This window comes from Thermomonas paludicola (genome assembly GCF_024498955.1).
Taxonomy (GTDB): domain Bacteria; phylum Pseudomonadota; class Gammaproteobacteria; order Xanthomonadales; family Xanthomonadaceae; genus Thermomonas; species Thermomonas paludicola.
The window spans coordinates 263,449-276,882 of the sequence record NZ_CP093311.1; the positions used below are offsets into that span (position 1 = coordinate 263,449).

At 67.4% G+C, this 13,434-nt stretch carries 12 protein-coding genes and 1 tRNA gene; 10 read left to right on the plus strand and 3 right to left on the minus strand.

Annotated features, from left to right (window positions below; translation table 11 throughout):
- Positions 1 to 20 precede the first annotated feature (20 nt).
- The 9 genes from LIW09_RS01170 to LIW09_RS01210 all read left to right on the plus strand — a co-directional run bounded on the left by LIW09_RS01170 (position 21) and on the right by LIW09_RS01210 (position 6,641).
- Entirely contained in the window at positions 21 to 1,844 is a 1,824-nt protein-coding gene (locus tag LIW09_RS01170) for a DegV family protein (RefSeq protein ID WP_256646170.1), read from the plus strand.
- Between the two features lie 5 nt (positions 1,845 to 1,849).
- The gene (plsY, locus tag LIW09_RS01175) at positions 1,850 to 2,494 is read left to right on the plus strand and encodes a glycerol-3-phosphate 1-O-acyltransferase PlsY (RefSeq protein WP_256646171.1); all 645 of its coding nucleotides are present in this window, start codon (positions 1,850 to 1,852) and stop codon (positions 2,492 to 2,494) included.
- Positions 2,491 to 3,474: a biotin--[acetyl-CoA-carboxylase] ligase gene (locus LIW09_RS01180; RefSeq protein WP_256646172.1), complete on the plus strand. Its 984-nt coding sequence runs from the start codon at positions 2,491 to 2,493 to the stop codon at positions 3,472 to 3,474. The genes plsY and LIW09_RS01180 overlap by 4 nt, the downstream gene beginning before the upstream one ends.
- The gene (locus tag LIW09_RS01185; protein WP_256646173.1) at positions 3,471 to 4,190 is read left to right on the plus strand and encodes a type III pantothenate kinase; all 720 of its coding nucleotides are present in this window, start codon (positions 3,471 to 3,473) and stop codon (positions 4,188 to 4,190) included. Before LIW09_RS01180 ends, LIW09_RS01185 begins: the two co-directional genes overlap by 4 nt.
- Before the next feature lie 9 nt (positions 4,191 to 4,199).
- Positions 4,200 to 4,880 (plus strand): SPOR domain-containing protein, encoded by a 681-nt coding sequence (locus LIW09_RS01190; RefSeq protein WP_256646174.1) that lies wholly within the window; start codon positions 4,200 to 4,202, stop codon positions 4,878 to 4,880.
- A 43-nt stretch (positions 4,881 to 4,923) separates the two neighbouring features.
- A tRNA-Thr gene (locus LIW09_RS01195) sits at positions 4,924 to 4,999 on the plus strand.
- 57 nt (positions 5,000 to 5,056) lie between these two features.
- Positions 5,057 to 5,980 (plus strand): arginase, encoded by a 924-nt coding sequence (gene rocF / locus LIW09_RS01200; RefSeq protein ID WP_256646175.1) that lies wholly within the window; start codon positions 5,057 to 5,059, stop codon positions 5,978 to 5,980.
- A 150-nt stretch (positions 5,981 to 6,130) separates the two neighbouring features.
- Complete coding sequence (locus LIW09_RS01205; protein ID WP_256646176.1) at positions 6,131 to 6,283, plus strand: entericidin A/B family lipoprotein; 153 nt, start codon at positions 6,131 to 6,133, stop codon at positions 6,281 to 6,283.
- Positions 6,284 to 6,506: 223 nt separating this feature from the next.
- Positions 6,507 to 6,641 (plus strand): entericidin A/B family lipoprotein, encoded by a 135-nt coding sequence (locus LIW09_RS01210; RefSeq protein ID WP_256646177.1) that lies wholly within the window; start codon positions 6,507 to 6,509, stop codon positions 6,639 to 6,641.
- 23 nt (positions 6,642 to 6,664) lie between these two features.
- On the opposite strand, the gene LIW09_RS01215 is transcribed toward LIW09_RS01210, so the two are convergent.
- On the minus strand, positions 6,665 to 7,456 hold the full coding sequence (locus tag LIW09_RS01215) for a hypothetical protein (protein ID WP_256646178.1): 792 nt from the start codon (positions 7,454 to 7,456) through the stop codon (positions 6,665 to 6,667).
- Between the two features lie 126 nt (positions 7,457 to 7,582).
- On the opposite strand from LIW09_RS01215, the gene LIW09_RS01220 reads away from it, so the two are divergent.
- Positions 7,583 to 8,905 carry a tryptophan--tRNA ligase gene (locus LIW09_RS01220; protein ID WP_256646179.1) on the plus strand — a complete coding sequence of 441 codons (1,323 nt, stop codon included), beginning with the start codon at positions 7,583 to 7,585 and terminating at the stop codon, positions 8,903 to 8,905.
- A gap of 60 nt (positions 8,906 to 8,965) precedes the next feature.
- On the opposite strand, the gene LIW09_RS01225 is transcribed toward LIW09_RS01220, so the two are convergent.
- Both LIW09_RS01225 and LIW09_RS01230 read right to left on the minus strand, forming a co-directional pair.
- Positions 8,966 to 12,136: an efflux RND transporter permease subunit gene (locus LIW09_RS01225; RefSeq protein WP_256646180.1), complete on the minus strand. Its 3,171-nt coding sequence runs from the start codon at positions 12,134 to 12,136 to the stop codon at positions 8,966 to 8,968.
- Between the two features lie 75 nt (positions 12,137 to 12,211).
- On the minus strand, positions 12,212 to 13,402 hold the full coding sequence (locus LIW09_RS01230) for an efflux RND transporter periplasmic adaptor subunit (RefSeq protein ID WP_256646181.1): 1,191 nt from the start codon (positions 13,400 to 13,402) through the stop codon (positions 12,212 to 12,214).
- Between the last annotated feature and the right edge of the window lie 32 nt (positions 13,403 to 13,434).

The following is a 13,434-nucleotide window of genomic DNA, read 5'->3' on the forward strand; positions in this document are numbered from 1 at the left end:
ATCCTCTGCAAACTGAACGCATGATCGACACCACGCTGAATGGCCAGTCCGCCGCCGTCGTGACCGCCGCCGCGCTGCGCCGCGCGCTGATTGCCGGCGCCCACCGGGTCATTGCGGCCCGCGACGAGCTCAACCGCATCAATGTATTCCCGGTGCCGGACGGCGACACCGGCAGCAACCTCGCCTCGACCCTGGGCTGCGTCTTGAGCGGCGCCTTGAGTCGCCGCAGCCGGCATATCGGCGAATTGCTCACGCGGGTGGGCAACGATGCCATCGACGGTGCGCGCGGAAATTCCGGGGCGATCATGGCGCAGTTCCTGGCGGGGCTGGCCGAGCAGGCGCGCAGCCTGCCGACGCTGGATCTGCCGGCGCTGGTGGCGGCCGTGCGGCGCGGTGCGGACAGCGCGCGTGCCGCGCTGGCACAGCCCGTGGAAGGCACCATCCTGAGCGTGATCGCGGCCTTTTCCGATGCGCTGGAAGAAAGCGCGAAGCGCCTTGGCAACAGCCCGCGAACTGCTTTCTCCAGCGCCCTGCAGCGCGCGCGAGCGGCATTGGCAGAGACCCCGAAGCAGTTGCCGCTGCTGCAGAAGGCCGGCGTCGTGGATGCCGGTGCGCGCGGGTTCGTGGACTGGCTGGAGGGCATCTCCGACTATGCGCAGGACGGCCCGCGTGTGCTGCGCCTGCGCGGCACGGCGGCCCCGGCGGGCGAAACTGAAGTGATCCCGCACCTGCACCAGGACGTGGACCCGCAGCGGCGCTATTGCACCGAATGCCTGCTGGTTGGCGAGGGCATCGATCGCGACGCGCTGCGCGCTGCATTGCTGGCAACGGGCATCGATTCGCTGGTGGTGGCCGGCAGCAACAGCCGGGTGCGCGTGCATGGGCATGCGGGGTCGCCGCAAGTGCTGTTCGACGTCTGCGCCGGGTTCGGGCAGCTGCAGGCGATGAAGGCCGACGACATGATCCTGCAGCAGCGCAGCGTGGAGTCGCCGGCGCGGATCGCGGTGATCACCGACAGTGCGGCCGACCTGCCCCCCGCGATCGCCGAGCGTTTCGGCATCCACGTGGTGCCGGTGCGGGTGAGCCTGGATGGCCGCGACTATCTGGACCGGCTGGGCCTGACCGCCGCCGAGTTCTATCGGCGGATGGCCGCCAGTGCGGGGCTGCCGCAGACCAGCCAACCGCCCCCCGGCGACTTCCGCCGGGTCTTCGAGCATGTGCTTGGCTACCAGCCGGGCGGCGTCTATGTGGGCCTGTCGCGCCCGCTGTCCGGCACGCTGCAGTCGGCCGAAACGGCGGCGCGCGGGCAGCGCAGGCCGCTGCACTGCTTCGACAGTGGCAACGCCAGCGTGGGCCAGGCGCTGCTGGCCTGGCGCGCCGGTGAATTGGCCGAGGCCGGCGCGGACATGCAGGCGATCGAGGCAGAGCTGGCGCGGTTGAAACCGTTGACCCTGACCTGGGCGATGGCACGCGACATCAGGCACGCGGTGCGCGGCGGGCGCATTCCGCGCTGGGCGGCGCCGGTGATGCGTTTCAGTGGGCTGATGCCGGTTGCCGCAGTCAATCCGGATGGCTTGCTGAAGGTGGCCGGCGGGCTGTTTGCACGGCGCCGGGCCGCCGAGGCGTTTGCTCGCCATGTGGCGCGGCGCGTGCCCGCAACCGCGGGTTGGCGGCTGATCGTGGGGCATGCCGATGCGCTTGCCGACGCCGAACGTTTGCTCGACGCGCTGCGGACGCGCCTGCCGGTGTGCGAGGCGCAAGTGGTGGAAGTGGGGCCGGGCATCGGCGCGCATGCGGGGCCGGGGACGCTGCTCGTGGGCCTGCAGCCCGCGCCCGTATCATGAGCGGCATGCCGCCGACTCTTTCTGCAGGATTGCTGCTGTTGCTCGCCTACCTGCTGGGCGCGCTGTCGGGCAGCCTGCTGCTGGGGCGGTTGCGCGATGTCGATATCCGCCAGCACGGAAGTGGCAATGCGGGCGGCACCAATGCGCTGCGCACGCTTGGATGGAGGTTCGCGTTGCAGGTGGTCGCGTTTGATGTCGGCAAGGGTGCGCTGGCGGTCTGGCTGGCCCTGCGGCTGGCGCCGGCCGATGCCATGGTCACGCCGGACGTGCTGGCATATGGCGCGGCGGGCGCGGCCGTGGCAGGGCACGTGTGGCCGCTGTGGCACGGGTTTCGTGGCGGCAAAGGGGCGGCGACCGCAGTCGGGGCGCTGCTGCTGCTGTGGCCGCTGTCGGTGCCGTTGCTGGTCGCGGTTTGGCTGCTCGTGCTGGGCCTTACCGGCTATGTCGGCTTGGCCACCGTGCTGGCCGCTGCCAGCCTGCCGCTGTGGGGCTGGCTGCTGGGGATCGATGGCACGCGCATGCTGTTTGCCATCGGCGTGGCGCTGTTTCTTGCATTCACCCATCGCGCCAATTTGCAGCGTCTGTGGCGGGGCAACGAGTCGCGCTTTGAACGCGCGCGGCTGTTGCATCGCCTGAGAATGCGCGCATGAGTGCGGAGCAGGAGCGTGCGCTGCTGTTGCGCTTGCGTGCGGGCCCGGTCAGCGGTGATGCACTGGCGCAGGAGGCCGGGCTGACCCGCGCGGCGGTGTGGAAACGCATCGATGCATTGCGCGCGCTGGGTGTAGCCATTGAAGCTTCGCCAGGCCGCGGCTACCGGCTGGCGCAGTCACTGGATCTGCTGGATGCGGCGACCATTCGTGCCGCGCTGCCGGTGTCGGTGAATGGGGCGCTGGCAACGCTGGACGTGGCCTGGTCGCTGGATTCGACCAATAGCGAATTGCTGCGCCGGCAAACCCCGGAACACGGCTGCGCGGCGTTGCTGGCCGAGCGTCAGACGGGTGGGCGCGGCCGCCGTGGGCGCCGCTGGGAATCGCCGTTGGCGGCCCAGATCTCGCTCTCGCTGGGGCGGCGTTTTGCGGGCGGCTTGGCGCGGCTTGGCGGGCTCAGTCTGGTGGCCGGTGTTGCCGCTTGTGAAGCGCTGCATGCACTCGGTTTCACCCAGGTTCGGCTGAAGTGGCCAAACGATCTGGTGATCGGGGAGGGCGATGGTTTGCGCAAGCTCGGCGGCTTGCTGGTGGAGGGCGGAGGCGAAGCCGGTGGCGCCGTGCGGGCGGTGGTCGGCATCGGCGTGAATGTGCGGATTCCGCCTGCGGCGGCGGGGATCGACCAGCCCTGGACGGAGCTGGCTGCGCTTGCGCAAGCCTTGCCATCGCGCAGCGCAGTGGTGGCGATGCTGCTGGCGAGGTTGCTGCCGGCGCTGCAGGAGTTTGATGCGCAGGGGTTGGCGGGATTCCTGCCGCGATACGCGGCATTGGACGCGCTGGCTGGACGCAGGGTGCGGGTGCATGAGCCAGGGCAGGCGTGGGACGCGCAGGTTCTTGGCCTTGCCGATGACGGCGCGCTGCGCGTGCGTGACGAAGCCGGACGTGAGCGCTGCGTGCATGCCGGTGACGTGAGCGTGCGCGCATGACGACATGGCTGTTCGACCTCGGCAACACGCGCCTGAAATGCGCGCCGTTGTTGGCCGATGGCGGTATTGGCGACGTGCGGGCTGTCGCCCACGACGCGGCCGGCGACTGGCTGGCCGCGCTGCCCGACGGCGAGGTGGCCTGCATCGCCAGCGTGGCGTCGATGGCACGCAGGACGGCGCTGCTGGAGGCGCTGTGCGCGCGCTTCGTGCGCCTGCATTGCGTGCATGCCGAATCTGCGCTGGGGCCGCTGCAAATCGCCTATGCGGACCCTTCGCATCTCGGCGTGGACCGGTTCCTGTCGATGCTGTCGGCCTGCGGCGGCGGTGCGCGGTTGGTGGCGGGTGTCGGCACGGCCTTGACCATCGACTTGATCGATGCCGGCGGGCGCCATCGCGGTGGCCGCATCGCGCCGTCGCCGCAGCTGATGCGCGAAAGCCTGCACGCGCGCGCCGCGCAGCTGCCGGTGGCGGGCGGAGGCTACGCGGCATTCGCCGATGACACCGATCACGCGCTGGCTTCCGGCTGCGAGGGGGCAGCGCTGGCGCTGGTCGAACAGAGCCTGCATGCCGCGCAGGTGCTGCTTGGCGAAGCGGTGAGCTTGTATCTGCATGGTGGTGGCGCGCCGCTGCTTCGCGAACGCCTGCCAACGCACGTCTGGGCGCCGGATGCGGTGTTGCAGGGGCTGGCGCGCTGGCACGCGCTGCGGATCGCATAAACTGCGCCGATGCTGCTGCGCCCTGCCATCGTGATGTTGGTCATGCTCAACCTGGGGGCTGCCGGATGGTGGGCCTTCCATCCGCAGTCGCTGCCCGTGCCTGCCCCCGACGCGGGGGAAAACGCAGTGCCAGGTCTTCAGTTGTTGACCGAGGCCGCGCCCATCCACCCACCGGTTGCGGAACAAGCATCGTTGCCGGTTGCCGTGGTGGCCGCGCCAACGGTCGCGACGGCTGGCCTGCCGGTGTGCCTGCGCTTTGGCCCCTTCGTTGACGCCGCGGCGCGCGAGGTGGCGCGTGCGGCGCTGGCGGCGGCCGGCGTTTCGGCATCGCCCTATGCGGCCGCATCGAAATCGGCGCGCGGGTGGAAGGTGTACCTGCCGGCGCTGGCATCGCATGAAGAAGCGCAGGCGCAGGCCGCGAAACTCAAGGCCGCGGGCGTCAGCGATCTGTACGTGATGAGCAAGGGCGACGAGGCCAACAGCATTGCGCTGGGCCGGTTCAGCAGCGAGGATGCGGCGCAGCGGCGGCTGGCAGAACTGCGCGGCAAGGGCGTTGCCGCGCAACTGGAACCGCTGGGCGAGCCTTCCGCGCAGCAATGGCTGCAGGCGCGCCTGCCCGCCGGGATGGAGCCCGCCGCGCTGGCGGCCATCGCGCCATCGCAACCGTTGCAATGCGCGCGGCCGCGCTGAGCGCCGGCAATGGTTGGCATGACAGGCTAGAATTGCACCCCTTGCCGCTTTAGCTCAGTCGGTAGAGCAACTGATTTGTAATCAGTAGGTCGTCCGTTCGATTCGGACAAGCGGCACCATTCCTGATTTCGCGCCGCGTGACCGCGCGCGTGCGCGGCGCATTCGCTGGAGCCGCCATGAGCCGTCGCTATCCTCCCGTTTCCGTGTTCGGCGTTCCCACCGATATCGGCGCCTCCCGGCGCGGCGCATCGATGGGGCCCGAAGCCCTGCGCGTGGCGGGCCTGGTAGAGGCCATCGCGGCCCGCGGCGTGGAGGTGCGCGATGTCGGCGATGTGGTTGGCCCGCGCAATCCGGTCAGCGCCCCGGTGGACGGTTATCGGCATCTGGACGAAGTGGTGGCGTGGAATCGCGGCGTATTCGACACCAGTACGCGCGAGCTGCAGGCCGGTCGCATGCCGATCCTGCTCGGTGGCGACCATTGCCTCGCCATTGGTTCGATTGCCGCCGTGGCGGCGCATTGCCGGACGACCGGCAAGTATCTGCGCGTGCTGTGGCTGGACGCACATGCGGATTTCAATACCCGTGAACTGACGCCCAGCGGCAACATCCACGGCATGCCGGTGGCCTGCCTGTGCGGGATGGGGCCGGCGGCATTGACCGGCTTCGGCGGCAAAACCCCGGCGATCAAGCCCGATCAAGTGCGCCAAATCGGCATCCGGTCGGTCGATCCAGGTGAAAAGCGGCTGGTGAAAGAGCATGGTCTGGATATCTACGACATGCGCTACATCGACGAGGTCGGGATGCGTCGCGCGATGGAAGAAGCGCTGGAAGGCGTGGACGCCGATACGCATCTGCACGTCAGCTTCGACGTGGACATGCTGGACCCGCCCATTGCCCCCGGCACCGGCACCCGCGTGCCGGGCGGGGTGAACTATCGCGAAGCGCAGTTGATCATGGAGATGGTGGCGGATTCCGGTTGCCTTGGCTCGCTGGATCTGGTGGAAGTGAACCCGGCGCTGGATCGCCGCAACATGACCGCCAGGCTGGCAGTGGATCTGGTGGAAAGCCTGTTCGGGAAGTCCACGCTGATGCGCGATTGAGGTCGCATCGGCATCTCCCGTTCATCCGGGGTTTGGCAAGAAGACGAATCTGCACGGCAGCTTCACGCATGCAGGTGCATTCATGGCCGCAGCGCCGACCAGTCGGTGGCGCTTCCAACAGCCCGATCATCCTGATCAGCAGGAGCTCCCATGAAGCGTTTGATTGCATTACTGATGCTGGTGTCGTTTTCCTCATTGACACTCACCGCCTGCAATACGGTTGCCGGTGCAGGCAAGGACGTACAGAAAGTCGGCGAGAAGGTCGAGCAGAAGGCCGAGGACTGCAAGGACGCCAAGTGCTGATCCGGCGCGCGATGGGTTAGCGCCTTTCGTCGATTCACGGGAAGCAGCAACGCAGGGAAGCAGGACGGGCCACGGCAACGCGGTCCGTCTTTTTGCATCCGGCCCCGGCGATCTTGCCGGGGCGATGCAGGAACCTGCCCCGATGATTGCAACGGCATCCCGGTACTGGCTACGCTTGGCGAATGCTGGACCGGTGGTCGGTTGCGGCGACATGGAGACGGCAATGAAGCGTACGGCGATGATCCTGGCGGTGCTGGCGTTCCTTTCGAGCGCACTGCTGGCGGGGTGCAACACCATCGAAGGTGCCGGCAAGGACCTCAAGAAGGCGGGCGAGAAGATCGAGGGCGCGGCGAAGTAATCCGCGCCGGAGGCGCGCTGCCGTCACCAGCGCGGCGGATCCGGCACAAAACCACCCGGGAACGCCTGCGGGTGGGGGGAACTGCCGGCCAGTGGCCGAGGCGGCTGCGGCAGCACGCCAAGCTGTGCCAGCGCAGCGACATCGTCATAGCGCAGCTGGCGGATCTGGTCCGGGCGGGAGGAGGCGCGATCAAAGCCGGTCTGGCCCACGGGCGCCCATTCGCGTTGGCCGTGACCGGTGCCGATGCGCTGCGGCATGGCCTCGGCCGCCATCGCACGGTCGGCGCTGGCGGGCGCGGCCGCCTTGCCCATCCATTGGCCACGGGGCGCGCCAGGCGCCACCGGCGGCGGGGCATGCACTGGCGCAACCTGTTTTTCGCGGAACACGGCAATCCCCACTACCCCGACGTTGTCCGCGCGGCCGGTGCGGGCGGCGTAACTGTCGGGCAGGTCGGTGAACACGAATTGGGCGATGTCGTCCAGCGACTTGCGCCAGCCGGCGATGTCGGCGGTTTCCCATGGGCCCAGCACATAGCCGGCCTGCGACGGTGCGGCGGTCTGGCCGCTGACGGCGTTCACGCCATCCACCGACAGCACCACCAGCACGCGCTGGCCGCTGCTGTTGGTCAGCCGTACCGCATAGCGGTGGCCGGGGATGCCCGCCACCCAGCGGGTGCCGCGGCAATCGTATTCGGTAAGTACCTGGGCGGCGTCGCGGTCGATGATGCCCAGTTGAACCAGATCGTGCGAGCGCATCGGGGTTGCACAGGCAACAGCGGGGGTGAGCAAGAGTGCGGGCAGGAATCGGCGGAACATGGCGGTCTCCGGGAAGCGCAGGCGTTGCGCTGCAAGACTGTCAACGCGCGGCCAGCGGCGGCGGGGTTGACGCCCCTGCCGGTTAGAATGCAATTCGCACAAGCCACGTACTGCACGCCCATCCGCATGAGCAAAACCCGCGTCCTGACCGGCATCACCACCTCCGGCACCCCGCACCTCGGCAACTATGTCGGTGCCATCCGCCCGGCCATCGCTGCTTCGCGCGTGGCGCAGACGGAGAGCTTCTATTTTCTGGCCGACTATCACAGCCTGATCAAGGCGCAGGATCCGGCGCGCACCCAGCGCTCGACGCTGGAAATCGCCGCGGCATGGCTGGCCTGCGGGCTTGAGCCGGACAAGGTGTGGTTCTACCGCCAGTCCGATATTCCGGAAATCCCGGAGCTGACCTGGCTGCTGACCTGCGTGGCGGGCAAGGGCATCCTCAATCGCGCCCATGCCTACAAGGCGGCGGTGGACAAGAATCGCGCCGAGGGCGAGGACGACGATGCGGGCATCAGCGCCGGATTGTTCATGTACCCGGTGCTGATGGCCGCCGACATCCTGCTGTTCAACGCGCACAGGGTGCCGGTGGGGCGCGACCAGGTGCAGCACATCGAGATGGCGCGCAATTTCGGGCAGCGCTTCAACCACATTTACGGGCACGAGCACTTCGTGCTGCCTGAAGCGGTCGTGGACGACAACGTGGCGACCTTGCCGGGCCTGGACGGCCGCAAGATGAGCAAGAGCTACGACAACACCATTCCCCTGTTCGCCCCGCGTGCCGAGCTGAAGAAGCTGATCGCCGGCATCCTCACCGATTCGCGCGCGCCCGGCGAACCCAAGGACACCGAAGGTTCGGCGCTGTTCCAGCTGTATCAGGCGTTTGCCACGCACGAGCAGACCGCCGCGTTCGCGCTGGCATTTTCCGAGGGCATCGCGTGGGGTGATGCCAAGCAGCGGCTGTTCGAGTGCATCGATGCCGAAGTCTCGCCGTTGCGCGAGAAGTACGAGGCGCTGATGGCCAGGCCTGGCGAGATTGAGGCGATCCTGCGCGATGGCGCGGCGCGCCTGCGTGCGGCCTGCGCCGCGCCGGCGCTGCTGCGCCTGCGCGAAGCGGTGGGCCTGCGGGACCTGTCGCAGGTCGCGGTGGCAGGTGATGCGGGCAAGGCGAAGAAAGGCAGCGATGCCGCCCTGCCGATGTTCAAGCAGTATCGCGATGCCGACGGCAAGTTCTATTTCAAGCTGGTGCAGGGCGAGCGCGTGTTGCTGCAGAGCGCCGGCTTTGATTCGCCGCGCGATGCCGGCGTGCGGATCGCCGCGATCAAGCACGGCACGCTGGATGCCGACCAGCCGGATTTCGTGTTGGGCGAGGGCGTGCACAGCGACGAGGTGAATGCCGCGCTGGAGGCGTTCGTGGCTGCCCAACTGGAAGGCAGCAAGCAGCCGTAGCGGACAATGAAACGCCCGGGTTGCCCCGGGCGTTTCCAATTCGCCGCATTCGCGCCGCAATCAGCCGTGCTGCTGCGGTTCCGCTGGCTGCGTGCCTGCGCCATCGTGCGCCGGGGCTTGCGCGTGGTCGCGCGCCAGGTACAGATAGAACGCCGGCAGCACGAACAGGGTGAACAGCGTGCCGATGGTCATGCCGGACACGATCACCACGCCCATCGAGAAGCGCGAGGCCGCTCCCGGCCCCTTCGCCAGCAGCAGCGGGATCATCGCGAACACCAGCGCCGCCGTGGTCATCAGCACCGGGCGCAGGCGGATGCCGGTGGCTTCCTCGATCGCTTGGCGCTTGGACAGGCCCTGCTCGATCTGCAGCTTGTTGGCGAACTCCACGATCAGGATGCCGTGCTTGGAGATCACGCCGACCAGCGTCACCAAACCCACCTGGGTGTAGATGTTGATGCTCATGCCGGGGAAGGCTTCGATCCCGGCGAATTGCAGGATCTGCGCCAGCAGTGCCAGCACGTTCAATGCCAGCAGTGCGCCGCAGATCGCCATCGGCACGGTGAGCAGCATGATCAGCGCATCGCGGAAGCTCTCGAACTGCGCCGACAGCACCAGGAAGATCACGATCAAGGCCAGCGCCAAGGTCATCAGCATGGCCGAGCCTTCCTGCTTGAACTGCCGCGACTCGCCGGCATAGTCCACGCTGTAGCCCTGCGGCAGCACGTCCTTGGCCGCCTGGTCCAGGATCGCCAGCGCTTCGCCCTTGCTCACGCCGGGGCGCGGGGCAAAGGTGATCGACACCGCATTGAGCTGCTGGAAGCGCTTGAGCGACTGCGGCTGCGCGGTTTCCTTCAGCGTCACGATGGTGGACAGCGGGATCAGCGTGCCGTCGCGGGTACGCGTGTAGTAGTTGGAAAGCTGGGAGGCGTTGAGGCGGTCGCTGCGCTGCACCTGCGCGATCACCCGATACGCGCGGTTCTGCATGGAAAACAGGTTGGAGTAGCCGCCGGCCAGCATCGCCGACATGTCGGCCGCCAGCGTGCGCATGTCGATGCCGAGCGTGGCCGCCTTGTCGCGGTCGATGTTCACCTCGATCCGCGGCTTGTCGATCTTCAGGTCCTTGTCGAGGAAGATGAAGCGCTTGCTCGCCATGGCTTTCTGCACGATGCGGTCGGCCAGGTCGGCCAGTTGGTCAAGGCTGCCGACGCCGCCGACCACGAACTCGCCGCCGCCCGCGCCGCCGGCGCTGGGCAGCGAAGGCGGAACCAGTGCGAACATCTTCAAGCCGCTGATCTGGTCGAATTTCGGCTGCAGTTCCTGTTGCAGGACCTGGTTGGTGGAGCGCGTGCGCTGGCTCCACGGTTTGAGCACGAAGCCGGCCATGGCGCTGGGGCTGGCGCCGCCGCCACCGCCGCCAAAGCCGCCGTTGAACAGGAAGGCGTTCTGGATCTCGGGGACGCCCTGGGTGATTTTGGAAATCTCGCCGGTGAAGCGCTCCACGTAGTCCAGGGTGGCGATGGGGTCGGCGCTGGCGATGCCGAAGATGAAACCTTCATCCTCCAGCGGCGCCGGCTCCTTGGGTGCGGTCATGTACAGGAAGGCGCAGCTGACCAGCACGATCAGGCCGAACGCGGCGATCACCGACCTGGTTTCCAGCGCGCCGTGCAGGCGCCGCTGGTAGCTGTTGTGCAGCGTGTCGAACTTGCTGTCCAGCCAGTTCTCGAACCTGCTCTTGGGATGGTCGGGATCGTGCGGCCGCAGGATCTTCGAGCTCATCATCGGCGTCAGCGTCAGCGCGATCACGCCCGACAGCAGCACCGCGCCGGCCAGGGTGAAGGCGAACTCGGTGAACAGCACGCCGGTCAGGCCGCCCTGGAAGCCGATCGGCAGGTACACCGCGATCAGGGTGGTGGTCATCGCCACCACCGGCCACGCCAGCTCGCGCGCGCCGCGGATCGCCGCATCGAACGGGCTCATGCCTTCCTCGATGTGGCGGTGGATGTTCTCCAGCACGATGATCGCGTCGTCTACGACGATCCCGATCGCCAGCACCATCGCCAGCAAAGTCAGCAGGTTGATGGTGAAGCCCATCAGCAGCATCAGGAACAGGCCGCCGATCAGCGACAACGGGATGGTCAGTGCCGGGATCAGCACGCTGCGCATCGAGCCCAGGAACAGGTAGATCACCACGATCACGATCACCAATGCCTCGATGATCGTGCGGATCACCTCATTGATCGCGTCCTGGATCGCCTGCGTGCTGTCGTATGGAATGGTGGCCTGCAGGCCCTGCGGCAGCTGCGGCACGATCTCGTTGTCCCACGTCTTGCGCACTGCGCGGATCACGTCCAGCGAGTTGGCGTCCGGCGCAACGTAGATGCCCATGAACGTCGCGGCATTGCTGCCGTTGATGCGCACCGACGTGCCATAGCTTTCCGAACCCAGCGCCACGTCGGCGATGTCGCCCAGCCGCACGATCGCGCCATCCTGTTCGCGCACGACCATGTTGCGGAATTCGTCCACGTTGCGCAGGTCGGTGCGCGCGGTCATGTCGATGGCGACCATCTGGCCCTTGGTGGAACCCACCGCCGCCAGCACGTTGTTGGACTGCAGTGCAGTGCTGACATCGCTGGCGGTCACCTTCAGCGCCGCCATTTTCTCCGGCTTCAGCCAGATGCGCATGGCAAAGGTGCCGGCACCGAGGATATCCGCGCGCTGCACGCCGTCGATGGTGACCAGCTTGGGCTGGATGACCCGGGTCAGGTAGTCGCTGATCTGGTTGGCGGTCAGGGTGTCGCTGGAAAACGACACGTACATCGCGGCGATGCTTTCGCCCTGCTGCAGGTCGATCACCGGGTCTTCCGACTGCGGCGGCAACTGGCCGCGCATCTTGTTGACCTTGGCCGAGATCTGGGTGAGCGCTTCGCTGGGATCCTTGTCCAGGCGGATGTAGGCCTGGATGTTGCTCACCCCGGCCGAACTGGTCGACGACATGTAGTCGATGCCCTCGGCGCTGGCGATCTCGCGCTCCAGCGGCGTGGTGATGAAGCCCTGGATCAGGTCGGCATCGGCGCCGAAATACGTGGTGCTGACGCTGACCACCGCGTTGCGCATTTCCGGGTACTTGCGCACGTTCAATTCGCTGAAGGCGCGCAGGCCGAACAGCAGGATGAACAGGCTGACGACCATCGCCAGCACCGGTTTCCTGATGAAGAGATCGGTAAATTTCATCGTGTCCTCGTTTCCTCTCCGCCGCGCACGGGGGAGGTCGGGGTTATGGCGGCGCGGCCGGGCCGCGCGCGGCGATCAGCGGTTTTCGATGCTGGGTTTGGCGTCGGCGCTGGGCTGGACCTGGTTGTTGATGGTGACTTCGGCGCCGTTGCGCAGCTTCAGCAGGCCGGAGGTGACCACCTGTTCGCCGGGCTTGAGTCCGTCGGTGACTGCGATCAGGTCGCCGCGCGTGGCGCCGGTCTTGATGAAGCGCTGGGTCACGACCAGCTTGTCGCCGGTCAGCGGCTTGCCTTGCATGTCGGCCTCGCCCGGCGTGCGGGCCTGCTTGCCGATCACGAACACCGCATTGCCATAGGGGTTGAAGCTGACTGCGGTCTGCGGGATCACCACCACGTCGCGTTCGCTGCCCAGGTCGAACTTGACCTTGGCGAAACTGCCGGGGCGCAACGCGCCGTCGGGGTTGCGCAGGGTCGCCTGCGACTTGAAGTTGCGGGTGCTGGCATCGACCAGCGGCTCCACCGCCGTGACTTTGCCTTCGAAGACCTTGCCCGGCACCGCGTCCACCGACGCCTGCACCATATTGCCTTCCACCAGCGTGCCGATCAGCTGCTCGGGCATGCTGAAGTCGAGGTAGATCGGGTCCAGTTGCTGCAGGCTGACGATCGGCGCGCCCGGTGCGAGGTACTGGCCGAGGTTGATCTTGCGGATGCCCAGCACGCCCGAGAATGGCGCGCGGATGGTCTTCTGCGCGATCAGCGCGCGCTGTGCCTCCACCTGCGCGCGGGCGCTGGCGGCAGCGGCGGTGCGCTGCTGCACGTCGTCCAGCGAGACCAGCTTGTCCTTGCCCAGTTGCTGCCAGCGCTGCGCCTGCACTTCGGCCAGCCTGGCCGAGGTTTCCAGTGCCTTCAGCGTGGCGTCCTCGTTGGCGGTGTTCAGGCGTACCAGCACCGTGCCGGCGCGCACCGGCTGGCCGGCTTCAAATTCGATGCGGCTGACCACGCCCCCCGCTTCCGTGGTGACATCGGTGCCATTGATGGCCACCAGCGTGCCCACCGATTCACCGGCATCGCTCCAGCGCTGCGCTTGCGCCGTCGCCGATGACACCGTTGCCGGTGGCTGCGGCATGTTGTCGAAGAAGGCATTGGTCTTGGCGGCGAACATGGCCTTGAACGCAAACACGCCACCGAAAATGACGATGACGCCGATCAACATCAGCGCCCAGCGCAGGGTGGGGTTGGGTTTGCGACCGGAGGGGATGGGGGGCATGGGCGGAGATCCGGGAATGCGACAGAGACGGA